The organism is Castellaniella sp. (assembly GCF_034675845.1).
Classification (GTDB): Bacteria; Pseudomonadota; Gammaproteobacteria; order Burkholderiales; family Burkholderiaceae_B; genus Castellaniella.
Window position 1 is genome coordinate 502,151 of sequence record NZ_JAUCCU010000001.1, and the last position, 26,355, is coordinate 528,505.

General features: G+C 60.6%; 24 protein-coding genes and 2 tRNA genes. 17 read left to right on the top strand and 9 right to left on the bottom strand.

The window, feature by feature from the left end; translation table 11 throughout:
* Positions 1-116 precede the first annotated feature (116 nt).
* The 7 genes from VDP81_RS02455 to VDP81_RS02485 all read left to right on the top strand — a co-directional run bounded on the left by VDP81_RS02455 (position 117) and on the right by VDP81_RS02485 (position 6,603).
* On the top strand, positions 117-3,026 hold the full coding sequence (locus VDP81_RS02455) for a monovalent cation/H+ antiporter subunit A (RefSeq protein ID WP_323011425.1): 2,910 nt from the start codon (positions 117-119) through the stop codon (positions 3,024-3,026).
* A gap of 4 nt (positions 3,027-3,030) precedes the next feature.
* Positions 3,031-3,372, top strand: coding sequence for a Na+/H+ antiporter subunit C (locus VDP81_RS02460; protein ID WP_322994577.1), 342 nt, complete (start codon positions 3,031-3,033; stop codon positions 3,370-3,372).
* Positions 3,369-4,991 (top strand): monovalent cation/H+ antiporter subunit D, encoded by a 1,623-nt coding sequence (locus VDP81_RS02465; RefSeq protein ID WP_322994576.1) that lies wholly within the window; start codon positions 3,369-3,371, stop codon positions 4,989-4,991. Before VDP81_RS02460 ends, VDP81_RS02465 begins: the two co-directional genes overlap by 4 nt.
* Positions 4,988-5,476: a Na+/H+ antiporter subunit E gene (locus tag VDP81_RS02470; RefSeq protein WP_323011426.1), complete on the top strand. Its 489-nt coding sequence runs from the start codon at positions 4,988-4,990 to the stop codon at positions 5,474-5,476. Before VDP81_RS02465 ends, VDP81_RS02470 begins: the two co-directional genes overlap by 4 nt.
* Entirely contained in the window at positions 5,473-5,760 is a 288-nt protein-coding gene (locus tag VDP81_RS02475; protein WP_322994574.1) for a K+/H+ antiporter subunit F, read from the top strand. Before VDP81_RS02470 ends, VDP81_RS02475 begins: the two co-directional genes overlap by 4 nt.
* Positions 5,757-6,083, top strand: a complete 327-nt coding sequence (gene mnhG, locus VDP81_RS02480; protein ID WP_322994573.1) for a monovalent cation/H(+) antiporter subunit G — start codon at positions 5,757-5,759, stop codon at positions 6,081-6,083. Before VDP81_RS02475 ends, mnhG begins: the two co-directional genes overlap by 4 nt.
* Positions 6,084-6,204: 121 nt before the next feature.
* Complete coding sequence (locus VDP81_RS02485; protein WP_322994572.1) at positions 6,205-6,603, top strand: hypothetical protein; 399 nt, start codon at positions 6,205-6,207, stop codon at positions 6,601-6,603.
* Between the two features lie 7 nt (positions 6,604-6,610).
* Here VDP81_RS02485 and VDP81_RS02490 read toward each other — a convergent pair whose 3' ends face one another.
* From VDP81_RS02490 to VDP81_RS02515, 6 genes are all read right to left on the bottom strand, one after another.
* Entirely contained in the window at positions 6,611-8,497 is a 1,887-nt protein-coding gene (locus VDP81_RS02490; RefSeq protein WP_416233201.1) for a potassium transporter Kup, read from the bottom strand.
* A gap of 4 nt (positions 8,498-8,501) precedes the next feature.
* Positions 8,502-9,599 (bottom strand): sensor histidine kinase, encoded by a 1,098-nt coding sequence (locus tag VDP81_RS02495; protein WP_322995354.1) that lies wholly within the window; start codon positions 9,597-9,599, stop codon positions 8,502-8,504.
* 58 nt (positions 9,600-9,657) lie between these two features.
* The gene (locus VDP81_RS02500; RefSeq protein ID WP_322994571.1) at positions 9,658-10,329 is read right to left on the bottom strand and encodes a response regulator transcription factor; all 672 of its coding nucleotides are present in this window, start codon (positions 10,327-10,329) and stop codon (positions 9,658-9,660) included.
* An 84-nt stretch (positions 10,330-10,413) separates the two neighbouring features.
* Positions 10,414-10,890: a biopolymer transporter ExbD gene (locus VDP81_RS02505; protein WP_322994570.1), complete on the bottom strand. Its 477-nt coding sequence runs from the start codon at positions 10,888-10,890 to the stop codon at positions 10,414-10,416.
* Positions 10,891-10,892: 2 nt separating this feature from the next.
* Positions 10,893-11,822 carry a MotA/TolQ/ExbB proton channel family protein gene (locus tag VDP81_RS02510; RefSeq protein ID WP_416233202.1) on the bottom strand — a complete coding sequence of 310 codons (930 nt, stop codon included), beginning with the start codon at positions 11,820-11,822 and terminating at the stop codon, positions 10,893-10,895.
* Positions 11,823-11,850: 28 nt separating this feature from the next.
* Positions 11,851-12,657, bottom strand: a complete 807-nt coding sequence (locus VDP81_RS02515; RefSeq protein WP_322994569.1) for an energy transducer TonB — start codon at positions 12,655-12,657, stop codon at positions 11,851-11,853.
* A gap of 169 nt (positions 12,658-12,826) precedes the next feature.
* Here VDP81_RS02515 and VDP81_RS02520 point away from each other — a divergent pair, with 169 nt between their 5' ends.
* Both VDP81_RS02520 and VDP81_RS02525 read left to right on the top strand, forming a co-directional pair.
* On the top strand, positions 12,827-14,491 hold the full coding sequence (locus VDP81_RS02520; protein WP_323011427.1) for a hypothetical protein: 1,665 nt from the start codon (positions 12,827-12,829) through the stop codon (positions 14,489-14,491).
* Positions 14,492-14,499: 8 nt separating this feature from the next.
* Positions 14,500-14,970, top strand: coding sequence for a hypothetical protein (locus VDP81_RS02525; RefSeq protein ID WP_322994567.1), 471 nt, complete (start codon positions 14,500-14,502; stop codon positions 14,968-14,970).
* Between the two features lie 6 nt (positions 14,971-14,976).
* Here VDP81_RS02525 and VDP81_RS02530 read toward each other — a convergent pair whose 3' ends face one another.
* The 3 genes from VDP81_RS02530 to VDP81_RS02540 all read right to left on the bottom strand — a co-directional run bounded on the left by VDP81_RS02530 (position 14,977) and on the right by VDP81_RS02540 (position 17,118).
* Complete coding sequence (locus VDP81_RS02530; RefSeq protein WP_323011428.1) at positions 14,977-15,840, bottom strand: NgoMIV family type II restriction endonuclease; 864 nt, start codon at positions 15,838-15,840, stop codon at positions 14,977-14,979.
* Positions 15,840-16,811 (bottom strand): DNA cytosine methyltransferase, encoded by a 972-nt coding sequence (locus tag VDP81_RS02535; protein ID WP_323011429.1) that lies wholly within the window; start codon positions 16,809-16,811, stop codon positions 15,840-15,842. Before VDP81_RS02535 ends, VDP81_RS02530 begins: the two co-directional genes overlap by 1 nt.
* 222 nt (positions 16,812-17,033) lie before the next feature.
* A tRNA-Leu gene (locus VDP81_RS02540) sits at positions 17,034-17,118 on the bottom strand.
* Positions 17,119-17,227: 109 nt separating this feature from the next.
* On the opposite strand from VDP81_RS02540, the gene rnr reads away from it, so the two are divergent.
* From rnr to VDP81_RS02580, 8 genes are all read left to right on the top strand, one after another.
* Positions 17,228-19,669, top strand: coding sequence for a ribonuclease R (gene rnr, locus VDP81_RS02545; protein WP_323011430.1), 2,442 nt, complete (start codon positions 17,228-17,230; stop codon positions 19,667-19,669).
* A 75-nt stretch (positions 19,670-19,744) separates the two neighbouring features.
* Positions 19,745-20,494 carry a 23S rRNA (guanosine(2251)-2'-O)-methyltransferase RlmB gene (gene rlmB / locus VDP81_RS02550; RefSeq protein ID WP_322994563.1) on the top strand — a complete coding sequence of 250 codons (750 nt, stop codon included), beginning with the start codon at positions 19,745-19,747 and terminating at the stop codon, positions 20,492-20,494.
* A 116-nt stretch (positions 20,495-20,610) separates the two neighbouring features.
* A complete protein-coding gene (locus VDP81_RS02555) occupies positions 20,611-21,849 on the top strand; it encodes a cystathionine gamma-synthase family protein (RefSeq protein ID WP_323011431.1) in 1,239 nt (412 codons plus the stop codon).
* A 148-nt stretch (positions 21,850-21,997) separates the two neighbouring features.
* Entirely contained in the window at positions 21,998-22,270 is a 273-nt protein-coding gene (locus VDP81_RS02560) for an HU family DNA-binding protein (protein WP_322994561.1), read from the top strand.
* Positions 22,271-22,410: 140 nt separating this feature from the next.
* Positions 22,411-22,486, top strand: a tRNA-Val gene (locus VDP81_RS02565).
* Between the two features lie 61 nt (positions 22,487-22,547).
* Positions 22,548-23,630 carry a tRNA 2-selenouridine(34) synthase MnmH gene (gene mnmH / locus VDP81_RS02570; protein WP_323011432.1) on the top strand — a complete coding sequence of 361 codons (1,083 nt, stop codon included), beginning with the start codon at positions 22,548-22,550 and terminating at the stop codon, positions 23,628-23,630.
* 61 nt (positions 23,631-23,691) lie between these two features.
* Positions 23,692-24,741: a selenide, water dikinase SelD gene (gene selD, locus VDP81_RS02575; protein WP_323011433.1), complete on the top strand. Its 1,050-nt coding sequence runs from the start codon at positions 23,692-23,694 to the stop codon at positions 24,739-24,741.
* Between the two features lie 36 nt (positions 24,742-24,777).
* The gene (locus VDP81_RS02580) at positions 24,778-26,268 is read left to right on the top strand and encodes a DUF853 domain-containing protein (protein WP_323011434.1); all 1,491 of its coding nucleotides are present in this window, start codon (positions 24,778-24,780) and stop codon (positions 26,266-26,268) included.
* Positions 26,269-26,355: the final 87 nt, after the last annotated feature.

A 26,355-nucleotide genomic window follows, 5' to 3' on the forward strand; every position in this document is an offset into this window, starting at 1 on the left:
GTCCTGTATCAAGCGATATTGTCTATCGAATTGATCAAAACCTGCTTGATTCAAGTCAAGTTCCGACTTCGCGTATCATAAACGCCTGGTTGTTACTTCAAATTCACGGCGTTTTCATGCTTCTGACCCTGATCCTGGCGATCCCGTTTGCCGGTAGTCTGTGCGTGGCACTGCTGCCAGCCAATGCACGCCGCTCCGGGGCCTGGATTGCCGGCATCAGCGCCCTGGCCTGCCTGATCCTGACGCTGCTGCTGACGCCCGAGCTCGCCGCCAGCGGACTGATCAAACTCAGCATTCCCTGGATTCCATCCCAAGGCGTGGACCTGACCCTGCGCCTGGACGGCTACGCCTGGCTGTTCGCCATCATCATATCGGCCATGGGGGCGCTGATTGCCCTATATGCCCATTACTACCTCTCGGCCCAGGACCCGGCCCCCCGGTTTTTTGCCTTTCTGCTCAGTTTCATGGGGGCCATGCTGGGGGTGGTTCTGGCGGGAAACCTTATCCAGTTGATCGTCTTTTGGGAACTCACCAGCCTGTCGTCCTTCATGCTGATCGGCTATTGGCAGCATCGACCAGAGGCACGGCGCGGCGCGCGCATGGCACTGTTGATTACCGGCGGCGGGGGCTTTTGCCTGCTGGCCAGCATGCTCATCATCGGCCATATCGTGGGCAGCTACGACCTCGATGCCGTGCTGGCTGCCGCCGATCGCATCCGCGGCCACCACTGGTACCCCATTTTGTTGGTGCTGCTGGCGCTGGGCGCACTGACCAAAAGCGCACAATTTCCCTTTCATTTCTGGCTGCCCAACGCCATGGCCGCCCCCACCCCAGTATCGGCCTATCTGCACTCGGCCACCATGGTCAAGGCGGGCGTATTCCTGCTGGCGCGTTTCTGGCCGATTTTCTCTGGCACCGATTGGTGGACCTGGATCATTGGCGGGGCGGGTCTCTGTTCTCTGCTGTTGGGGGCTTATGCGGCCACCTTCCAGCGCGACATGAAAAGCGTGCTGGCCTATTCCACCATCAGCCACCTGGGCCTGATCACCCTGCTGCTGGGCATGAACAGCCCCCTGGCCCTGGTGGCCGCCGTCTTCCACATGATCAACCATGCCACGTTCAAAGCATCCTTGTTCATGGCCACCGGGATCGTCGACCACGAAAGCGGCACCCGCGACTTGACCCGCCTGTCCGGCCTGCGCACCCTGATGCCCCTGACCGCCACCCTGGCCATGGTGTCGGCGGCTGCGATGGCGGGCGTGCCTTTGCTCAATGGCTTTATCTCCAAAGAAATGTTCTTTGCCGAAACCGTGTTTATCACTGGACACTGGTTTACCCGCTGGGGCCTGCCCCTGGCGGCCGTCATCGCGGGCGCCTTCAGCGTGGCATATTCGCTGCGCCTGGTGTTGCAGGTGTTCTTTGGCCCGCCCGCCACAGACCTGCCGCGCACCCCGCACGACCCGGCGCGCATGATGCTGATTCCCTGCACGGTGCTGGTCATCATCTGCCTGGCCGTCGGGATTTTCCCTGAATTCACGCTGGGCAAGACCCTGCAACTGGTCATGCACGGTCTGCTCGGCGAGCAGGTTCCGGCATTCGACCTGCAGGTCTGGCACGGCATCAACCTCCCCCTGATCATGAGCTTCGTCGCCTTGCTGGGCGGGATAGGTTTGTATCTGGGCCTGCGTCAGCGCGACCAGCGCACGCCAGGTCAGGTGCCCATCATCTATCGATTTGATGGCCGCCAGAGCTTCGAGCTGGCCCTGGAAGCCATCGATGACTGGTCGGCCCGGCTGCTGGCCCGCTTACAGACACAACACCTGCAGCTCCAGGTATTGCTGCTGGTTCTCAGCACGCTGATCGTCGCTATTCTGCCCCTTTGGGCGGGCGGCTGGTGGCCGGGGACGCCCGTTCAGCCCACCGCCTTGCAGTGGTCTTTCGGACTGATGTGGCTGACGGGCGGGGCTTGTGCCATGGCAGCCGCCTATCAGGCAAAATACCACCGCACCGCATCCCTGATGCTGGCCGGCGCCACGGGCCTGATCACCTGCATCACCTTCGCCTGGCTATCCGCCCCTGATCTGGCCCTGACGCAGTTGACCGTCGAAGTAGTCACCACCGTGCTGATTTTGCTGGGTCTGCGCTGGCTGCCGCTGCGGGTGGACGAATTCCCCGGGCTCACCCCCTGGCGTACTCGCTGGCGCCACCGCCGCGACCTGGCCGTGGCGGTGGCCGGCGGCACAGGCTTGGCGATTCTTGCCTATGTCATGATGACCCGCCCCGCTTCCCATGAAACGATTTCCGGCTTTTTTGTCGAGCAGGCTTGGCCACTGGGCGGCGGCGCCAACGTGGTCAATGTCATTCTGGTGGATTTCCGAGCCTTCGATACGTTTGGCGAAATCACGGTGCTGGCCACCGTGGCCCTTAGCGTCTATGCCCTGCTGCGACGTTTCCGCCCGCCTGCCGAAGCCCTGATCATGCCGCCCTACCTGATGGGCATTCTGCCCCATCCGGCCGACAGTGAAACCGCTAACCTGAAGGCCCCCCTGCCCACGGGCCTGATGCGCGTGCCAGCCGTGCTGGTGCGCCTGCTGCTGCCGGTATCTACCCTGATTTCTCTGTATTTTCTGCTGCGCGGGCACAACCTGCCCGGCGGCGGTTTTGTCGGCGGCCTGGTCATGGCCACCGGCATCATCTTGCAGTACATGGTCGGGGGCATTCTGTGGGTTGAAGCCCGGCCCCTGATCCGGCCCCAGACCTGGATCGCCCTGGGCCTGCTACTGGCGGGGCTGGCCGCCATGTCGGTCTGGTGGATGGGACAGCCGCTGCTCTCGTCCTACAGCCTGGATCTGGTCCTGCCGCTAGTCGGCAGCATGCACCTGTCCAGCGCCCTGTTCTTCGACCTGGGGGTCTATATGCTGGTGGTGGGTTCCACCATCCTGATGCTGATCGCCCTGGCCCACCAGTCCCTGCGTTTCCATCGCAACATCACCGAACCGGCCGATGCGCCGCTTGTGGAGTCCTGAACACATGGAATGGATTCTATCCCTGGCTATCGGCGTCCTGGCGGGTTCCGGCATCTGGCTGCTGCTGCGCCCCCGTACTTTTCAGTTCATCATGGGGCTGGCACTGCTGTCCTATGCCGTCAATCTGTTCATCTTTGCCATGGGCCGCCTGCGACTGGATGCCCCTCCGGTGATCGACCCGAACTGGGCCGACCCCGCCCGCTATGCCGACCCCCTGCCCCAGGCGCTGGTGCTCACGGCCATCGTCATCGGCTTTGCCACCACCGCCCTGTTTCTGGTGGTGCTGCTGGCTTCGCGCGGCATGAGCGACACCGATCACGTTGACGGCGAGGAACACCGCCCATGATGTCCTGGCTATCTCACTTGACGGTATTGCCGGTTCTGATCCCCATGCTGATCAGCGCCCTGATGCTGTTGACCCGTGACAACCAGCGCAAGCTGCGCATCGGACTGGGCGGGCTGTCGCTGCTATTGCAGATCCTGACGGCCCTGGCCCTGATTCGGGCCACCCAAGGCATAGGCGGGTCTCTCTGGCCCGATGATATCGGGGTCTACCGGCTGGGTAATTGGGCCGCTCCTTTCGGCATCGTTCTGGTGGCCGACCGGCTCTCGGCCCTGATGCTGGGCCTGACCGCCGTGCTGGGTCTATCTACCTGGCTATATGCCACCGCCCGCTGGGATCGTGCCGGCAGCCATTTTTATCCGCTGTTCCAACTGCAGCTGATGGGGCTGAACGGCGCTTTTCTGTCCGGTGATCTGTTCAATCTGTTCGTCTTCTTTGAAATTCTACTGACCGCGTCCTACGGCCTGCTGCTGCATGGCTCGGGCAAGCGCCGCGTCAGTGCCGGACTGCACTATATTGGCGTGAACCTCATCGCTTCCTTCCTGCTGCTGATTGCCATTGCCCTGATCTATGGCTTGACCGGCACACTGAACATGGCCGACCTGGCGGTGCGTGCCCTGACCCTGGAGGGCGCCGACCGCCAATTGTTCGATGCAGCGGCCGCCATCCTGGGGGTGGCCTTTCTGATCAAGGCTGCCGCCTGGCCCCTGAACTTCTGGCTGCCCAATGCCTACTCCGAGGCCTGCGCGCCGGTAGCGGCCCTGTTTGCCATCATGACCAAGGTCGGCATCTATGCCCTGCTGCGCATCGGTGCGCTGTTGCTGCCTGCAGGTGCTCCGGCGGCCTTTGGCGGGGCCTGGATGTTCCCGGCAGGCATTGCCACGCTAGCCTTCGGCACCCTGGGCATGGTGGCCAGCACCCAGCCGCGGCGTATTGCCGCCTACGCCATCATCACATCCTCAGGCACTTTATTCGCCGCCTTGGGCATGCCGGGAGTCACCCTCACGGGGCCGGCCCTGTATTACCTGCTCAGTTCGGTACTGGCCCTGGCCGCCTTATTGCTGCTGCTGGAACTTGCCGAGCGCAGTCAATCATTTGGCTCGAACCTGCTGGCCATCACCCAGGAAGCCTACGAGACCGACGAACCTGATGCCACCAGCCTGTCCGAACAAGTGGTGGGCACCCCGCTGCCGGCCACCATGGCATTCCTGGGGCTAAGCTTCTTTGCCTGCGCCCTGCTGATTATCGGCCTGCCGCCGCTGTCGGGTTTTGTCGCGAAATTCTCGCTGCTGTCCGCCGCACTGCAAACCGCCGAGACCGGCGCACCGACCTTCAATGTCTGGCTGCTGGTCATCACCATGCTGGGGTCCGGGCTGGCCTGCCTGATGGCCATGACCCGTTGCGGGGTCCGACTGTTCTGGATTCCGGAAGACCTTCAGGTGCCCACACTGCGCATCAGCGAAGTCACACCGATTTTATTTCTGCTGCTGGCCTGCGCCGCCCTGACCATCCAGGCGGGTCCTGTCATGAGCTACCTGGAAGACACTGCCCATTATCTGGACCAGCCCCAGCGCTACGTCCAGTCCGTGCTGGGCAGCCAAGCCCCCGGAGGGCAGCCATGAGATCCATTCTGCGCTGGTTGCCCTTGCCGGTTTTATTGCTCAGCCTGTGGCTATTGCTGAATGACAGCTTATCGACCGGACAAATTGCCCTGGGGCTGTCGATTGCTGTTTGCCTCAGCCTGCTGGCACCTATTCTGCGGCCCGTACGGGCCCGCCTGCGCCACCCCATCACCGCCCTGCGGCTGACGTGGCATGTCGCCTGCGACATCGCCCAATCCAACTATCTGGTCAGCCGCCGCATCCTGCTGGGCGACCGCACCCAGGCAAGCCCCGGCTTCCTGGACATCCCCCTGCGCATCCAAGACCCCCACGGACTGGCGGCCCTGGCCTGCATCGTCACCTTTACCCCAGGCACGGTCTGGTCCGGGCACGACACACAGCGCAATATCCTGACCCTGCATGTGTTGGACCTCAGCGACGCAGCCGCCCTGACCCTGGTCATCCAGGAACGCTACGAGCACCCACTGATGGAGATCTTCGAATGACTAGCACCCTGATCCTGAATTGGGCCATCGGGTTTGCCCTGCTGTGTTTCGTGCTGGGCCTGGCCTGCGCCGCCATCCGTCTGATGCGTGGCCCCCGGGCCGAAGACCGCATCCTGGCCCTGGACACCATTTATATCAACGGTATGCTGATCTTGCTGGTCCTGGGCCTGCGCTTCGAAGCCGGCCTGTATTTCGACGTTGCCCTGCTGATTGCCCTGTTCGGCTTCGTCGGATCGGCATCTCTGGCCAAATTCCTGCTGCGCGGCGAGGTGATCGAACCATGAATATATTGCCTCTGTGGGCGGCTATCGTGGTGGCCCTGCTGCTGGTTCTGGCGGGCCTGGTCACCCTGATCGGATCGCTGGGTCTATTGCGTCTGCACAGTTTTTTCGAGCGCATGCACGCGCCCACGCTGGGCATGACCCTGGGTGCTTTCTGTGTGGCCCTGGCCGCTACCCTGGTGGCCAGCCTGCTTCAGGGTCGGCCGATTTTCCACGAGTGGCTGATTTGCCTGTTTCTATTCATCACGGCCCCGGTCACGGCGATCTTGCTCATGCAAAGCGCCATCAGGCGCCCCCCACCTGAAGAAAACACGCATCACCCCTAAGTCTTTCCGGGCGTCCGCCTGAGCAAATTTGTAACATCATACCTGGGGAAAGTCCGTACACTTATCTCATGCCCTATGCCGGGCGGGGATTGTGCCCGGATATCACCTAGGAGCGCTCTTCATGCGCCAATCACATTTGATTTCCTTGCGGACCGGCTTGTTGGCAGTCGGCCTGGGCTGTGCTGTTTTATTCGCCTCAGGCGCACAGGCGGCTGGCCCAGATCAGCAATACCAGCAGGACATCCAACGTTGCGGCACCAACCCGGACGTGGATCAAAAAGCCTGCCTAAAAGAAGCCGGCGCTGCCGCCCAGGCCGCCAAAAACGGCCATCTGACCAGCCCATCCGTCCAAGCTGAATCACTGAACCGCACCCAGCGCTGTGATGCCCTGTCGGGCACTCAGCGCCAGGATTGTCTGACCCTGATGGACAGCAGCAGCACCGAAACCCAGGGTTCCGTGCTGTCGGGCGGCGTATTGCGCCAGACGACGATCCCCATCCCAGCTCCCGTCACGCAATAGGGCTGGATTACAGCTCCATCTGCATGCCCATTTCCACCACCCGGTTAGGCGGAATCTTATAAAACCGGGTGGTCCGGCTGGCATTGCGCGCCATGAAGGCAAACAAGTGCCGCCGCCAGCTTTGGTACCAAGGCAAGCGGCGCACCACGATTACCGTCTGGCGCGACAGAAAATACGAAGTCTGCATGGGTTCCAGATTCAGATCCTTGATTTCGTGAGCGACCTGCTGCAACACCTGGGGCACATTCGGTTCTTGCTTGAAACCCCAGCGAGCCACTGCCTGCCAACTGCTGCGACTGACCCGCTCGACCTTAAGGCGCTCATTGAATGGCACATACGGCGTATCGTCCACCTCGATGGTCAAAAACAGCGCCTGCTCGTGCAACACCTTGTTGTGCTTCAGATTATGCAATAAGGCTGGTGGCACAGTGCCCACAATCATGCTCATGAATACCGCCGTACCGGGCACCCGTGTCGGTGGATAAGCTTCCAGTGATTCCATGAAGCTGACCAGCGGCTGATGGTCACCTGCCAAGGTATCGTGGATGCGCTGGCGACCCTGCTTCCAGGTCATCATCAGCGTCAGAATGACAATCCCCACCATTAAAGGCAGCCAACCGCCTTCGTGCAGCTTCAGGGTATTGGACGCGAATAGTAAAACATCGATCAGCAGGAACAGCGCAATCAAGGCCAGCCAGGCGCCGCGCTGCACACCGCGAGCAGCCCGCGGCAAGACTGAAAAAGCCAGCACTGATGTCATCAACATGGTGCCGGTCACCGCAAAGCCATAGGCATGGGCCAGGCTCTCGGACGAGCGAAATGCCAGGACCAGAGCCAACACAGCCAGCAACAGCAGCCAATTGACCTTCGGCAGGTAGATTTGGCCTTCTTCGCGGGCAGAGGTATGCAAAATAATCATGCGCGGCCAGTAACCCAGCTGCACCGCTTGACGCGTCACCGAAAAAGCCCCTGAAATCACCGATTGCGAAGCAATCACCGTGGCCAATGTTGCCAGCCCCACCAGCGGAATCAAGCCCCAGTCTGGCGCCATCAGAAAAAACGGATTGCGAATCGTCGAAGGATCGCTTAACAACAAGGCACCCTGGCCGAAATAGCACAGCACCAGCGACGGAAAAACCAGGCCAAACCAGGCCCGACGAATCGTATTCCGGCCAAAATGCCCCATATCCGCATACAAGGCTTCGGCACCCGTCAGCGCCAGCACCAAGGCGCCCAATGCCAGAAAGGTCTCCCAGGGGGCATCCACAATGAAACGCGCCGCCCACAGAGGATTGACGGCCTGCAGCACATGCAGTTGCCCAGCCACCCGCCAGGCCCCCATGACCCCGAGCACCAGAAACCACAGCAACATCACTGGGCCGAACAGGCGGCCGATGGCCTCAGTGCCACGAGACTGCACCATGAACAGCGCCAGCAGCACCACGACCGCAATTGGCACTACCCAGGGGTCAAGCTGATGCGAAATGACCCCAATACCTTCAACGGCTGAAAGCACTGAAATCGCGGGGGTAATCATGCTATCGCCATAAAACAGGCTGGCCCCAATCAGCCCCATGAAGGTCAAATGCCAGCGCCCCCGCCCGGAACGGCCGCGTTTCGCCAGCTCCATCAAAGCCAAGGTACCACCCTCGCCACGGTTATCCGCACGCAACATGCAGGTAACGTATTTCAGGGAAACCACAATGACCAGCATCCAGAACAGGATGGACAGCATCCCAAGAATATGTTCTGGCGTCGGATCGCCCGACCCCGACAAAGCGACCTTGACGGTATACAGCGGACTGGTGCCGATGTCGCCATACACCACACCCAAAGCCCCCAGCAACAAGGCTGCCTGAGGGGTTTGGACACCCGCGTCTTTTTGCATGTTCATGTCCTTATTCCACCCGAGTCAGACAAGCACCCCGCCGAGGGCCCGGGAACACCAGCGTAATCCGTGTACCGTCAAAGGTCGGGCGACTGATGACTTTCCACCAGGCCCCATGCGCCCGCGCGATTTCCCGCACGATCGCCAGCCCCAGTCCAGCCCCACCCGGCCCGGCATCCGCCGCCCGGTAAAAGGCATCAAAAACACGCTCGATCTCATCAGCCCGAATCCCAGCGCCATCATCCTCGACTGAAAACGAAGGCGGGTTGGAAATCACCCGCAACTGAATTTCTTGCGCTCCACGGCCATAACGCAAAGCATTATCAATCAAGTTACCCAGCAACTCACCCAGCAGCACGGGATCGGCATCCACCCAGACAGGCTGTCCAGGCGCCGTCAGTTGCAAGTCGATGGCCTGCGCATGGGCGCGATCCAGCCATTCGGAACCTGCCTGGCGCATCCACTCGCATAAGTCCAGCCGCACAAAGCTGTCCTGGGGGCGCAAAGCATGATCGGCCCGCGCCAGAACCAGCAACTGCTGGCCCATGCGGATCATATGATCCGTGACGGACTTGATGCGCCCGGCCCGCATGCGGATATCGTCGGCCAGATCCTGACCCAGCATCAGCTCGGATTCGAGCTTCAGGCCGGCCAACGGCGTGCGCAGCTGATGCGCCGCATGACCGACAAAACGGCGCTGGGCTTGCACGGAGTCATCCAGCCGAACCAATAAATCATTGAAATGATGCACCAAAGGCGCAATTTCGCCGGGGATGCCCGCCGTATCCAGTGGCTGCAGATCCTCGATGGAGCGTTGACGAATCTGATCGGCCAGACGATTGATGGAGGCCAGCTCAATCCGAATCCCTGAAATCAGCACCCAGGCAAACAGCACCACCAACAGCCCCTGCGTCAGCAGCATCATCCAAAACAAGTCGCGCAACAGCCAGGGCTGAGGCCGGATCACATCGGTCATGACCCAGGTCGCCAATAAATCAATCGCCACCAGAATGAAAAAGGCAGGCAACAGACGGCGCACCAGGCGACGCGCCAGGGAGTCCCGCGGAATCAGGCGTTCTAGCAGGCCGATGGCAAAGCCACCGGGCATGGGCGGCAAGCCCGGTGCCGACGCAGCCTCTTGCTTGTCGACAGGCCGATCAGAGAACTCAGACACTATCGACGTCTAGCAAATAGCCAAAGCCGCGTACCGTCTGGATATTGGCCCCAGTGCCATCCAGACGCTTGCGCAGGCGGTAGACATAGACTTCAACGGCATTCTCGCTGAAGTCCGCATCCCAGGCCGATAGGGAATTGACGATTTGTTGCTTGGTGACGACGCGGCCCTGCCGGGCCATCAACATTTCCAGCACGGAGAGTTCGCGTACCGATAGGGCCAGGCGCTGGCCATTGGCCCGAATCTGGCGCCCCACGGTATCGAATGCCAGCGGGCCGCACTCCAGGATAGTCTGGGCCTGGCCGACATGACGGCGGGCCAAAGCACGCACCCGGGCGGCCAGTTCGGGCAGTTCAAAGGGCTTCGTCACGTAATCATCCGCCCCGGCATCCAAGCCCGCCACCCGGTCATCCAGGCCGTCTCGGGCCGTCAGGATCAACACCGGGATCTGCACTCCATCGGCACGCAGCCGCCGCAAGACTTCCAGGCCGCTGAGGCCGGGAAGATTCAAATCCAGCAACAAGAGATCATAGGTCTGGGCAGTCACGGCTCCTTGGGCACAGTCGCCGGACTGCAGCCAGTCGACGGCATAGCCCTGGCTGCCTAAAAACTCCTGCAGCGCATGGCCCAGGGTGGTGTCGTCTTCAATGACTAGTACTCGCATGGCGCGATTTTAGCCCGAAGATCGTCTGATCAGGCGCACCCTGGCGTGCTCGTTACATAGCTGACAAGCGCATGAACAAAGGTTTTATTGCGCTGCAGCAGATGTTGGCGCCAGTGCCGATGAATCTGCCGGGGCAGGCTTGGCCGCTGCACCGGGCTGCGTGACGAACCCCAAGCGTTTCATGCCGCCCCGGCGCGCCGCACCCATGATCTCGGCCAGCGCGCTGTAGCGGGTGTCCACATCCGCCCGGATACGAATCTCAGGCTGCGGGTCGGCGCCCGACTCTGCCGCAAACCGCGCCTCCAGGGCCTCGATGAGCACGGGCTGGTCGTTCCAGAACAGCTGTCCGGCCGGATCGATGGCCAGATCAATCACAACAGGCTTTTGTTCCACCGGCTGGGCGGTCACCTGCGGCACATTGATGCGAATCGAATGGCTGAGCAAAGGCGCCGTGATGATGAAAATCACCAACAAAACCAGCATCACATCGATCAGGGGTACCATATTGATTTCCGACATGGTGCTGCCCGAGCTCTTGGAGTCAAAACTGCCAAATGCCATGATCAGGCCTCCCGACTGCTGGCCAGGCTGATGTGACGGCCATGGCGTTCATGCCGATCACGCGCCCCATCATCCACCTGCTGGCCGGTAATCAGAAAGGTAAACAGGTCATGGGCAAAAGCATCCAGTTGCGCCAGATAGACCCGGTTCAGGCGTACAAAGGCGTTATAGGCCAAGACTGCCGGAATCGCCACCGCCAGCCCCAGGCCGGTCATGATCAAGGCCTCGCCCACCGGCCCGGCAATGCGGTTGATGGTGACGCCATCGGCCATCCCGATGCTGAGCAGCGCGTGATACACGCCCCAGACTGTCCCGAACAGGCCTACAAAGGGGGCCGTGGACCCAACTGAAGCCAGCACAGTCAGGCCGTTTTCCAAGCGGGCAGTTTCCTCGTCGATGACCTTGCGGATGATGCGCGTGACAAATGCCGCTGTCGAACCGCTTTCTTCCAGTTTGAGCGCCCCATATTTGGCATGATGCGCCTGTGCGTGGATCGCATGACTGGCCAGATGGGCAAAAGGCTCCTCGGCCCCGTGCGTGGCGATCTCGTTTTCAACCTGCTCCAGCGAACTGGCCGCCCAGAATTCCGACAGGAATGTCTTCGAGCGTCGGCGGATGCGCAGGTGCGTAAAGCCCTTGGCCAGAATCAAATACCAGCTGGCCAAGGACATCAGCATCAAAAAGACAAACAGCGACTTGCCTACGGCATCGCTTTGGCCGATGAAGTGCATCACGCCTTGGTCTGCCAGCGCCATATTCGGCGCGGTTGCCAGCACGGCCGTCGCCTGCGTCCCGCCCAGTACGGCAGCAGCTGCCGTATTCTGCGTCATTTCGGCAGCCACCTGGCCCGCTGCCACTGCGGCCTGAGCCACCTCCGGCCCTGCCGTCTGCGCCAGCGTCAGCGCAGCACTGCTGATCAGATCAAGCATCATGTTCTTGAACTCCTGTCAGGTCTCAGACCTATAAAACAAAATCAAAAGGAATATCCACCAGTGCCTTATAGGCAATGCCATTTTCTGTATAGGGCCGAAAACGCGCCCGTTGCATGGCATCCACGGCAGCCTGATCCAGACGCTCATGGCCAGAAGACTTCTGCACCTTGACACTGGCTACCTGACCCAGGGGGGAAATCAGCACGCGCAACACCACCCGCCCCTGCTCACGCCGACGTTGCGACGTGCGCGGATAGTCCGGGCTGGGCCGTTTGCCCAAATAATCGACACGACCTATCGTGCGCGGACGGTCGGGGTCCACCGGCTGGGATTCACCCTTGGCCTGACTGGTCTGCTTTGCCCCGCCTGCCGTCACAGGCACGACAGCTACGGGTTTGGGCGGTGGCGCAGCCTGTGGTTTAGGTTTTTGTTTTGGCTGTGGCTTTGGTTTAGGCTGCTGTTTTGGCTTGGGCGGGGGCTCGGGCGCCTCGGTGATGGCCTCGGGCTCGGGCACTTCCACCACAGGCTCCGGTTCGGGTTCGGGTTCCGCCTCGACGATCGGTTCAGGCTCAAAAAAAGGTTCTGGGTCGGGAGGAACAATGACTTCCGGCTCAGGAATCTCGGGCAAGGGTTCTGCGGGCAGAGTTGCTGCAACAGGTTCGTCCACTGGACCCAATTCGACAAACTGCACATCAAAGGCATCGGGCTCACCCATCGCCACCTGCGCCACGGGCGCCGACAGGATCATGGCCAGCGCAGCAGCATGCAACCCCACTGCCAGACCAGCAGCCGCCACCTTCAACCAGGGGAAACGCAAGGATGAGCCCAAAGCCATAAACCTGAATACCACTGCAGTAAAAGCGGAATATTAGCAGAGATGTAAATGATTCTCAATGACAATTGAATCTCTTTCAGAGAACATCAGCATGCACTCCTTCACATCAATTACTATAATCTGCGCAATTCGCGGAATTGTGCCCGACCATCCTCCAACCAGGAATCCTATGCGCCTGATAAACCGACGCCTCATCGCTCTGATGGCTGTGCCACTAATGGCGCTGCTGGGGGCCTGCGACAGCGGATCCGGCGGAGACTCTGCCGCCCCCCCAGACCCTACCCCGCCACCGGGACCAAACATCAGCCTCAGTGGACAGGTCAGCTATGATTTCGTCCCTGCTGTCCCCGCCATCCAGGAAGGCTACGAATCTGCAACCCTGGACTACGACCAAACCCAGGCCAAACCCGTGCGCGGGGTGCTCGTGAAAGCAGTGGACTCCGCAGGCGACACCCTGGCCACGGCCACCACCGATGCCCAGGGGGGATTCAGCCTCAGCGTCCCCAAAAATACACAGGTACGGCTGCGCGCCATCAGCCAAATCGTGCAAACCGGACAGCCTAGCTGGGATTTTGCCGTGCGCGACAATACGTCGGCCGGATTCGCCGATAACCAGGCTGCCTTTTACGCCCTCGAAGGCCCCGCCTTCGATAGCGGCGAAACCCCACAAACGCATAATTTACATGCGGCTTCCGGCTGGGCAGGCCAAGACGGCTATGGACAACGCGTCCGGGCAGCCGCGCCTTTTGCCATCCTGGATCAGGTCTATACCGCCATCGAAAAAATTCGCAGCGTCGACCCCGATGTGCAGCTACATCCCCTGAACATCTACTGGAGCCCAGAAAACCAGCCTGCAGAGGGTGACGTTGCGCTCGGTGAAATCGGCACCAGCCACTTCAACCATATGTCTGACCAGCCAGGCCTGTATATCCTGGGCAAAGCCGATGTCGATACCGATGAATACGACACCGGGGTCATTGTGCACGAATGGGGACATTACCTGGAAAACTATGCCTCCCGATCAGATTCCATCGGCGGTAGCCATACCAGCGGCGACCGCCTGAACATGACCGTCGCCTTTGGCGAAGGATTTGGCAACGCACTGGCAGGCATAGTTCGCGACGACCCCTTGTATGTGGATACCTCTGGTCCCCGGCAAAGCATCGGCATGGTGCTGGATCTGGATACACTGGACACAGCCGATGCAGGCTGGTTCAGCGAAGATGCGATCCAATACACCTTGTACCAGTGGTATAAATCCCCTAGCATCGGCCTGGCCCCGATCTATGGGGCCCTGGTTGGCCCGCAAAAAACCACCCCCGCCCTGACCAGCCTGTTTTCCTTTGCCACGTACCTGCGGGCCAGCGCACCCGCCGACGCTCAGGCCCTGATCGACCAATCCTTGCAGGCTATCCAGGTCATCTCGGGCAACGCCTTGGATATCTGGGGAACGCACCAGTACTACCCGGATAATCTTCGTCCCGACATGCGCGACATCATCCTGCCCATCTACCGCGATCTGAACCCTGGGGCCCCGATTGGATTCTGCCTGAGCGAAACCTATGGCGAATACAATAAATTGGGCAATCGGGCGCTATTGCGCATCCGCATCCCACAAGCAGGCACGTATCGGCTAACTATACAAACCGAAGACGAGTCGACCGAGTTTCAGCTACAGGACGGGGGCCAGATCATCCCTGAAAGCAGCACCGCCAACCCAAGCCCCGACACTTTGACCATCGATTTCCAATTGGCGACAGGCACCTATGTGGGACAGCTGGCCTCCGAAGTCATCAACGGCTGCACCAACCTGCTGTTAAGCAAACAACACTAAGGACCAAAATGAAGACAACAATACTGGCCTTTGCCATGGTCCTCGGGCTTGGCCTGAGCCACGCCCCTGGGGCGCTGGCCCAAATAAGCAGCAAATCAGGCGCTATGGTCAAAGTCGAACGTGCCTACGAAACCAGTCTGGCGCTAGGGAGCAGTACCAGCATCGCCCTGAACTTCAAGGGACCGGCCAATACCGCCCTGGAAGTGCGCTACACCACCGACCCCGGTCTGCAGCTGGAATCCACCAGCCACACCGTGCTGCATACCAACCAGGATGGCTTGGCGTCAGACAGCCCCACTCTGCGCACCCTGGCCGAAGGGCGGCAGTATCTGAATATTTTCATCCGTCAAAACGGTCAGCAGCAGGCCGTATCTGTGCGCATCACAGTGGGCCAGGGCAAGGCTGCCAAACGGCAGAAAAACACCCAACAACTGACCACCCCCGAAGGACAGAACCTGATCATCCTACCGTCTGAATAAACCGGTTCAAACGGCCAGATCCAGCGGCAGGTCGGAAATATCCTTAAGCCGCCTGCCGTCTACCATGACGCGCAGCAAGTCTTCAGCGTCATCCATCCCTAAGCTTCGGATCGTGTCTTGCAGCTCATACAGGGCAAAATGGTAGACACAGTCAATATCACCGGTCCCCAGCGCAATGGAAGCCAATCGGCTGGGGGTGGGTTCTGCCGTGACCGCCATGATATGGGGCAAATGTCCCTTGCGGTTGCGCATCAGATTCAATGCTTCGGATCGGGAATTCTGTGCCCGATCGCTGCGAATGGTCCACTTGCACGAAATACTGGCATGCAACAGAGGTTTCCCACCGTTGTTCCTGCGCAGACTGGCCAAGGTGGAAACCCCCATATCGACCAACTGGCCTTGCGCGTTGACCGCCTCGTCTTCTTCCAGCTGGCGCACCACCACGATATCAGGGGTAATCGTGTAATCACTGCCCAGGGCTGCTGCTAATTCAGGGTCTTTTTTGGCTGCATTATCCAATGCAATCAAATGCGCGTATTGCTCGTATCGGGCAATTTCCAGGCGATTGCGACTGGACACCTGATGCACATCCCAAGATCCGGGCCGAAGATGATTCAAGTGCGTGAAGGTTTCCTGTATGAATTCAGCACAGACGCTTTCGAATTTATCACCAGCTGTCTGGCCTGCGCTCCGTTCGCTTATGGTTTCCGCCTGCAGGCGTTCGGCAATGCCCTGAGCAATTGCCTTGCTTGCCCTGTTGCTACTGTCCGCATTGCTGACGACACCAGCTGCATTGATGGTCAGGATAGACTTTAGAAGATTGGCATGAAAACGCTTACGCGCCAGCAAAAAATGCGCCGTTTCAGTCATCAAGCCACCCTGAAAATACGTTTTGCGCCCAGTGCAATCGACAGCTGCCGAGCCACTGCGGCGGCTACCGGAGGGGGAAAGGCGTTGCCAATCTGACGATAGGCGGCGGTTTTTCGCCCGAATATCTGCCACGCATCCGGAAAGCCTTGAATTCGTGCGGTCATCCGCGTAGTCAGGCGCGGCATGCCTTCAAAATCTGGTCCCGGCGCAGCATCCCAAAGACCCATCCCATCCACCCCAAGCGCAGCCCAGGCGCGCTTCGCCCGGGTCGGCCCCAGGTCTGGACCCCCATGTTTCTTAGAGCCGCCCACCAAGGTAGGGGCAATCGCATTTGCCTGCTCGACCCAGCGATTTACACCGCGCCAGCCGTTTTCCGCCATCAAATCGCGCAGCAACTCACCCACCGTAGGCGGTTGAATGCCCAACGGATCAGGCCAAGAGAAGTGATCCGCCAAATCCTTGCGAATACCGACGAAAATAACCCTGGGGCGCAGTTGTGACACCCCATAATCTGAAGCATTATGCAGCCGCCATCCAGGGACATAACCGAGCTTTTTCAGCTGATTTTCAACCTTGCAGCGATAATCCTCGAACACAGCATCCAACAATCCCCTGACATTTTCCAGCATGACTGCCCGAGGCCGGATTTCGTCAACCAGACGGATGGCTTCAGGAAATAAATCGCGCTCGTCCTGATCACCCAGTTGCTTGCCAGCCTTCGAGAATGGTGGACACGGAACACCTCCAGCTACCAAATCAACGCCTTGATAGGGTCTGCCATCAAATGTCTTGATGTCACCTTCGATGACGTTCCACTCAGGGCGATTTAGCCGCAAAGTCTGACAAGCTGCCGGTTCAATTTCAATCAAGGCAGAATGACCAAAACCACCCTGTTCAAGCCCCAAAGCCTGTCCTCCTGCGCCTGCGCATAATTCGACGGACGTGAAAGGGGTGACGGGGAGTTGGCGCATGAATCCTCCTTTGGTGACACAGGCAGCGATCTTCGCGCAAAACCCATATTGAACCAAAGATACCCAAATCAGCATCTGAAGACAATGGGTCGAGCAGCTTTGAGCGCAGCGTCTATGCGAGCACACAAACAGCAAAAAACCCGCAAGACAATGTCTACGCGGGTTTCGCTTTTTCTGATGTCAGTAGACATCGTACTGAATTGGACTTCTTTATAAAAGAAGTGGTGCCCAGGAGAGGACTCGAACCTCCACACCTTGCGGCACATGGACCTGAACCATGCGCGTCTACCAATTCCGCCACCTGGGCACGGCATAACGTGTATGCTATTGCTTTCGTTGAATCCGCCGCATTTTTTGTGCGCCGCCTCAGCGAAGACAGAACTATACAATACATTTTTTTTGGATGCAAACAGCCTTTGAAAAAGCGAACCAACAACGACAATAACCGCGACGCTTCTCCGGTGCCGACGACCGATCAACCCTCTGATTTCGACCCTAACATCCCCAGCCGCGAACAAGTGCTGTCGATGCTGCGCCAGGCAGGAAAACCCTTGTCCCCCGAGGCCCTGGCCGATATCACGCAGGCTTCAATCCCCCTATCGACCGGATTCATCCGCCGCATCAAAGCCATGGAGCGCGACGGCCAGGTGCGTTTTAATGCCCAGGGAAGGTTGCAAATTTGCGACAACACCAACTTTATCGACGGGATCATCCAAGGGCACCGCGATGGCTTCGGTTTTCTGATCCCAAATGACGGCAGCCGTGACCTGTTTCTGTCGCCACACGAAATGGCCAAAGTCCTGCACGGCGACCGGGTGCGGGTCAAACCCAACGGCGAATACCGGGGCCGCCCCGAGGCCGTCATCGTCGAGGTCCTGGAACGCCGCACGGTAAAGCTCGTCGGCCGCTTCCTGAAAGAACATGGCACCTTCGTCGTTGCCCCCGAAGACCAGCGTATCAAGCTCGATATCCTGATTTCCCCCGCCGACACGGGCGGTGCCGAACCCGGCCAGGTGGTCGTGGTGCAGATCCTGCGCCAGCCCGCCAGCCATATTCAACCCCTGGGCCGCGTCATCGAGGTCCTGGGCGAGATCGACGACCCCGGCATGGAGATCGAGATCGCCGTGCGCAAATTCGATGTGCCGGTTGACTTCTCAGCCGCCACGCTGCGCCAACTGGAAAGCCTGCCTGATCATGTGCAGGACGGCGAATACGCCGGGCGCATCGACCTGCGCGACATCCCCTTCATCACCATAGACGGCGAGGACGCACGCGATTTCGACGATGCCGTCTTTTGCATGGCCGCCGACCTGGGCACCGCCACACGCGCCCGCCCCGGCTGGCGACTGCTGGTGGCGATTGCCGACGTCAGCCACTATGTACAGCCCAACAGCGCCCTGGACGAAGACGCCATCGACCGCGGCACCAGCGTTTATTTCCCGCGCCGGGTCATCCCCATGCTGCCCGAAGCCCTGTCCAATGGCGTCTGTTCACTGAATCCGGGCGTTGATCGCCTGGTGATGGTCTGCGACATGATGATCCCGGCTGGCGGCACAAAATCCGGCACAGTAACGGCCTATCAATTCTACGAAGCCGTCATCCATTCACACGCCCGCACCACCTACACCGACATCTGGGCCGCCTTGCAGCAGCCCACCGGCCCCGCCGCCCAGAATCTCGGCGACCTGTACCCACACGTGCAGACCGCCTACGAGCTTTTTCAGTCTTTCGCACAAGCTCGCCGCAAGCGCGGGGCCATTGATTTCGACACGGTAGAGACCCGCATCGTCTGCAATCCTCTCGGGCGCATCGAAAAAATCGAACCCTATGTGCGCAACGACGCCCATAAACTCATTGAAGAATGCATGCTGGCGGCCAATACCTGCGCCGCAGATTTCGTCGTGCGCAACAAGCGCCAGGCCCTGTTTCGGGTACACGATGGCCCCACCCCGGAAAAACTCCAGGCCCTGCGCGAATCTCTGCGCCTGCTGGGACTGACGCTGGACGGCGGCGATGACCCCCAGACCGCCGACTACGCCAAGCTGATCCAGATCAGCCGTGCCCGGCCCGACTTCGACGCCATCCAGACCATGTGTCTGCGCTCCATGCAGCAGGCCATCTACAGCCCCGAGCAAACCGGCCATTTCGGGCTGTCCTATGATCACTACGCGCATTTCACCTCGCCCATCCGGCGCTATCCGGATCTGCTGATGCACCGCGTCATCCGTGGTATTTTGCACAAGGCGCCCTACCAGCCACCCACCCTGCCAGGTGACATGGCCGATCCCACCCTGCCCGCCAAAATCCGTGAACACGATGCCTGGGATGCCCTGGGCGCCTTGCTGTCAGCACGCGAACGCCGCGCCGACGACGCCTCGCGCGACGTACAGGCCTGGCTGAAATGCTGGTTTGTGCGTGAACACGTGGGCGAGGTCTTTAGCGGTCACATCACTGGCGTCACCAGTTTTGGCGTCTTCGTCACCCTGGACACACTCTACGTCGAAGGTCTAGTTCACATTTCCGAGCTAGGCGGCGACTACTTTCAGTTCAACGAAGCCCTGCACGAACTCCGCGGCGAACGCTCCGGGTTCCGTTATCAGTTGGGCGACGCACTGCAGGTTCAGGTTTCACGCGTAGACCTCGAAGCCCGACGGATCGACTTCCGCCCAGTCCGCGGCGAAGACTACAAGACCCTGCAGGCCGACATCGAAGGCGAACCACGCAGCACCGAGTCCCGTCCCCACAAAAAGGCCGCCAGCACCAAGCCCGCAGCCCTACGTGGCACGACAGCCCGACAGCGCCGCGCCGAAATCAAACGAGCCACCCGCCAGGCTGCACCTCGCAAGCGACGCTCCTGACCTTCATAGGCCAACCACCATGCGTCCTGCGCCCACAGGACGCCCCACTCCCCGATTTTGCCACACAGGAAAACCATGTCTTCCCAACAAATTCTGGCCGGTTTTCATGCCGTACAGGCCCGCTTGCGCCATGCCCCCGACTCCATCCGGGATGTGTACCTGGACACTACCCGGCAAGACGCCCGCATGCAGCGCTGCATCCAGCAGTTGGAATCCGCCAATGTCCGCTGGCACGCCGCCGACGCGCAACGTCTGGAGGGCCTGGCCCGAGGCGTGCGCCACCAAGGCATCGTGGCCCTGGCCCAGGCACGCCCTCTGGCCATTGCCGTCGACGAGGTCCTGGATGTACTGGAAGACCGCCAGGAACCAGCGCTACTGCTGGTGCTCGACGGCGTCACCGATCCACATAACCTGGGCGCTTGTCTGCGCACCGCCGACGCCGCCGGGGTACATGCCGTGATCGCCCCGAAGGACCGCGCGGTGGGCCTGAACACCACCGTGCAGCGCGTGGCCTGCGGCGCAGCCGACACAGTGCCCTACCTGATGGTGACCAATCTGGCCCGCACACTGCGATCCCTGCGGGAACGCGACATCTGGCTAGTGGGCACCGACGACAGTGCCAGCCACAGCCTGCACCAGGTGGACGCCCAGCGCGCCATGGCCTGGGTCATGGGTGCCGAGGGCGAAGGTATGCGCCGCCTGACCCGTGAAACCTGTGACGAACTTGTCTCCATCCCCATGCTGGGGTCGGTCGAGAGCCTGAACGTCAGCGTGGCCAGCGCCGTCTGCCTGTACGAGACCGTGCGCCAACGCACCAAACCCTGATCCTCTTGCGCGGCCTGCCGAAGCACGCTTAAGCACTTTTAGACATATAGGCATGCGCAAAGCAAAAGCCCGCCCGGGTGCATAATCCTAGTTTTCTCCTATCTGCTGCCACTTTCATGTCCGAGCCAGGTTTCACCACACAAACTGTCCACTTCGGCCACCGGGCCGACACCACGCACGGTGCCGTGCACGCCGCCATCCACCCCTCGACCGAATACACCTACCGCGACGCCCACGAACTGGCAGCCGTGTTTCAGAACCGCCAGAAGGGCTATACCTATGCCCGCACCGGCACGCCCACCACGGCGGCCCTCGAAGCCCAGGTCAACACCATGGAGCGCGGCATCGGCACACTGGCCTTTGCCACTGGCATGGCGGCCCTGAATGCGGTGTTTTTTGCCCTCTTGCGCCAAGGCGATCATCTGGTCGCCAGCAAATATATATTCGGCAACACCAACAGCCTGCTGATGACGCTGGAATCCTTCGGGGTAGAGTTGACCCTGGTGGATGCCACGGATGTGGCCCAGGTGCAGGCGGCTTTACGCTCCAACACCCGGATGGTGTTTGTCGAAACCATCGCAAACCCCGGCACCCAGGTGGCGGACCTGAAAGCGATTGGCGATCTATGCCAGGCGCATAAACTCGTCTACGTGGTGGACAGCACCCTGTCGTCGCCCTACCTGCGGCCCAGCCGGGATTTTGGCGCCTCGCTGGTGGTCAACTCCTTGTCCAAGCATATCGGCGGCCACGGCAATGCGCTGGGGGGGGCCGTCACCCAGACTGGCCTGTACGACTGGGCGGATTTCCCCCACATTTACGCACAATACCGCAAGGACGACTCCCACACATGGGGATTGCTGCAAATCAAGAAAAAGGGCCTGCGCGACATGGGTGGCACCCTGTCCTCCGACATCGCTCACCGGCTGGCGGTCGGTGCCGAAACACTGGGCCTGCGCATGGACCGCATTTGCAGCAACGCCCTGGCGCTGGCCCAGTTCCTGGAAACCCAGCCCCTGGTCGAGCGCGTCCAGTACCCCGGTCTGGCCAGCCACCCCCAGCACCAGCGGGCCACGGATTTCTTCGGCCCGCACTACGGAGGGCTGCTGGGGGTAGTCCTGAAGCCGGAGGTCGATGTGTTCGCCTGCCTGAACCGCCTGCAGGTCGCTGCACTGGCGACGCATCTGGGGGACAACCGCACGCTGATCTTGCCGGCCGCACACACGATTTATTACGAAATGGGCCCCGAGCGCCGCGCCCTGATGGGCATACCCGATGGCTTTCTGCGAATTTCCGTGGGGATCGAAGATCCGTCCGATCTGCTGCAAGACTTCGCCAGCGCCTTGGCAAACGGTTAAAATCCCCCTTCCGGCAACTGTCCGACAATATTAGAAGCGTCAGGAAACACGCGGATCTCCAGCGCTTTTCTCTTGACAGCAAAGGCCATTCAAAGGCCTAATACGGCTTAACCACCAAACAGACAATAACCTTCAGGGGTAATTTTTAATGAACAAAACCGAGCTGATCGAGCATATTTCCTCCAAGACCGATCTCTCCAAGGCCGACGTGGGTCGCGCCCTGGAAGCCTTCATCGGTGCCGTCAAGACCACCCTGAAGAAAAAGGACTCGGTCACCCTGGTTGGCTTTGGCACCTTCGCCGTCTCCGAACGCGCTGCCCGTACCGGGCGCAACCCGCGCACCGGCGAGGCCATTAAAATCAAAAAAGCCCGCGTGCCAAAATTCCGCCCAGGCAAAGCCTTGAAGGATGCAGTGAACTAATCCCCATCCCTGGCACAGCCACCTTCGGGTGGCTTTTTTAAAATCCGGCACAATCGCCTGATTTGCCCAACACCGTCGGCCCAGATATAATTGCGCCCTGACTTTGCCGGGACGTATAACTGGTTCGGGCAAAATCATCCGGGTGCTTAGCTCAGTTGGTAGAGCGGCGCCTTTACACGGCGTAGGTCGGGGGTTCGAACCCCTCAGCACCCACCATCTCCCGGAAAACCCAGGCCACAATGGCCCAACGGTCATCTCCCAGCCGTACAATTCCGACATGACTCAAACAGCCCACCCACCCGGCGCATTTCGCTGCGGCCTGGATACGCTCGCCCAATTCGATGAAATCATCGACGTCCGCACCCCGGCTGAGTTTACTGATGACCATCTCCCCGGCGCCCTCAATGCCCCGGTGCTCAGCAACGAAGAACGCGTCCGGATTGGCACCATGTACGCCCAGGAATCCGCCTACCAGGCCACGCGCCTGGGGGCAGCCCTGGTGGCACGCCACATCGCCGACTATCTGGAAACCCTGTTTTCCGACCGGCCCCGTAATTGGCGACCCTTGATCTATTGCTGGCGTGGCGGCAAGCGCTCCGGCGCCATGACGACCTGGTTCAACCTGATCGGCTGGCGGGCGCGGCAACTGGATGGCGGCTACAAGACCTGGCGGCGCCACGTCATCGATCAACTGGCCATGCGCCCCGACAAGCTGCAATTCGTGGTGCTGACCGGCCCGACAGGCTCGGGCAAGACCCGATTGCTGCAGGCCCTGAACCAGGCTGGCGCCCAGACGCTGGATCTGGAAGGGCTGGCCTGCCATCGCGGCTCTTTGCTGGGAGCCTTGCCCGATCAGCCCCAACCCAGCCAGCGCGGCTTCGAGTCCGTCCTGTTTCAGGCCCTGGACGCGCTGGACCCTGAGCGCCCCGTTTTTGTCGAAGCCGAGAGCCGCCGTATCGGTCAAATCAGCCTGCCCGACCAGTTGCTGCACCGCATGTACGCCGGACGCTGCGTGCGGGTGCAAGCCAGCCTGCCACAGCGCATCGGATTTTTACTGCAGGATTACGCGCATCTATTCCAGACTCCGGACGACTTTGGCCAGACCCTGTCACGCCTGGTGGGCCTGCATAGCCGCCAGACCATTCTCGACTGGCAAGCGCTGATCCAGCAGGACCGGCGAACCGAACTGTTCGAAGCCCTGGTGTGTGAACACTACGACCCGGCCTATCGCCGCAGCAGCCAGGGGCATTACAGCCAACTGGGCCAGGCCATCCAATTTGATTTCGACCCCACGGCCAGCGATGGCCAGGGCCAGGCCGTGCGCCTGCTGGCGCAGCTGGGCCTGACGCCCAGCCAGTAGCCTTAATATCCTGACATATGGCGCGGCGAACTTCATCCCAACCGTGCCTTCGGAGATCTGAATGAGCAACACCACGATTCCCAGACTGACATCCCTATCCCATGGCGGCGGCTGCGGCTGCAAGATCGCCCCGGATGTACTGGCCAAGCTGATGCACAACACCCTGCCGATCGGGCCATTTCCTGATCTGATGGTGGGTACTCAGTCCTCGGATGATGCGGCAGTCTATCGCCTGAACGACGAACAAGCCCTGATCGCCACCACGGATTTCTTCATGCCCATCGTGGACGACCCACACGACTTCGGACGCATTGCCGCCACTAACGCCCTGTCGGATATCTACGCCATGGGCGGGCGCCCCATCATGGCATTGGCCCTGGTGGGCATGCCGCTAAAAACCCTGCCGCACGACACCATCAGCGCTATTTTGGCGGGTGGCGCTGCGGTCTGCCAGGCGGCAGGCATCCCCATTGCCGGCGGCCATTCTATCGACTCAGTCGAACCCATCTATGGCCTGGCGGTCATGGGGCTGGCCCATCCCGACCACATCAAGCGCAATGACCAGGCCCAGGCAGGCGACCTCCTGATCCTCAGCAAAGCCCTGGGGGTGGGCGTGCTGTCGGCCGCCCTAAAAAAAGACCGATTAAACGCCGCTGGCTATCAAGCCATGATAGACAGCACCACGCGCCTGAACACCCCAGGCGCACAGCTGGCCGCCCTGGATGCCGTACACGCCCTGACGGACATTACAGGCTTTGGCCTGCTGGGCCATACCCTGGAAATGTGCCGGGGCTCTGGCCTGCAGGCGCAGATCGATTATGCGGCTTTGCCCTGGCTGCCCGACGTCCCCGCACTGGTGCGTGACGGCATCCTGACCGGGGCATCCGCCCGTAACTGGACAGCCTGCCAAGCAGGGGTCACCTTGGACGCCACTCTGCCTCCCGAGGCCCAGGCCCTGCTGACCGATCCACAGACCTCTGGGGGTCTGCTGATCGCCTGCCACCCGGACATCGGCGATCAAGTCATGGCATTGCTACAGGCCGACGGCTTCACCCAGGCCGCCCGCATCGGCCACCTGTCTGCAGGCCAGCCCCACATTCAGGTATCCTGATTTCCTTTACTCCTTGAAGACTGCCCAGGATCGCTCATGACCACGCCGCTGATCATCGCCCGCAACTCGGATACCCAAGCCGCTCTGCTGCCGCAAATGGCCAATCGACACGGCTGCATCACCGGGGCCACCGGCACAGGCAAGACCATCACCCTGCAGGTGCTGGCCGAGGCCTTTTCGCGCATCGGCACCCCAGTCTTCATGGCCGATGTCAAAGGCGATCTCAGCGGTATTTCACAGGCGGGCATCCCCTCCGAGAAACTCAATAAGCGCCTGCAAAGCCTTGGTCTGCCCGAGCCTGTCTGGGGCGCCTGCCCCACCACGCTTTGGGATATTTTTGCTCAGCAGGGCCATCCGATTCGGGCCACGGTTTCCGACCTGGGACCCATGCTGCTGGCGCGTATGCTGGAACTCAACGACACCCAGGAAGGCGTGCTCAATATTGCTTTTCGCGTGGCCGACGACGAAGGCATGATGGTGCTCGACCTAAAAGATTTGCGCAGCATGCTGCAGTATCTGGGCGAACACACCGCAGAGCTGCGCACCCGCTACGGCCAGGTATCCACGGCCTCTATCGGCGCTATCCAACGCAGCCTGCTGCGCCTGGAAACCGAAGGCGCCGAGCAGTTTTTCGGCGAGCCCATGCTGGATGTATTTGATTGGTTGCGCACCGATGCCCAAGGCCGGGGCATGATCAATATCCTGGCCGCTGACCGTCTGATGCAAGCTCCCCGGCTCTATGGCGTATTCCTGCTATGGATGCTGGCTGACCTCTACGAACGCCTGCCCGAAGTCGGTGACCTGGAAAAACCAAAGTTTGTGTTTTTCTTTGATGAAGCCCATTTGCTGTTCAAGGACGCCCCCAAAGCGCTGCTAGAGAAAATCGAGCAGGTCGTGCGCCTGATCCGCTCCAAAGGCGTCGGGGTGTACTTCATCACACAAAACCCCAGCGATATCCCTGATACTGTGCTGGGGCAATTGGGCCACCGCGTACAGCACGCCTTGCGCGCCTTTACACCCCGCGACCAGAAAGCGGTACGGACAGCCGCCCAGACCATGCGGCCCAACCCCACCCTGGACATCGAGTCCGCCATCACCGAGCTGGCCGTGGGCGAGGCCCTGGTATCTCTGCTGGACGCCAAGGGTCAGCCCAGCCCCACCCAGCGCGTCTGGATGGCTGCCCCCGGCAGCCGTATCGGCCCGGCCACAGATACTGAACGCCAGGCACTGCAGGCCGCCTCTCTGTTGGGCGGCAAATACGACCAGACTCTGGATCGCGAATCCGCTTACGAAATTCTGCTGCAGCGTGCCCAAACCGGCACCGGCATCCAGGACCAGAAAACCGCCCAGGGCAGCAACAACGAGGGCGGCGGAGGAATCCTCAGCGACTTCCTGTTCGGCTCGGTCGGCCCCCGCGGCGGGCGCCGCGAGGGCATGGTCCAATCGGTCGCAAAAAGCATGATGCGCAATGCCGCCAATCAACTGGTGCGCGGAATTTTGGGATCCTTGGTAGGTCGGCGCCGCTAAAGCTTGCAGCCAAAAGCACCGCCTGGGATTTTCCCTGATGGGGGCAGGCATGCCGACCTGCCCCAGTCTGCTAAGGTATCAGCTTTG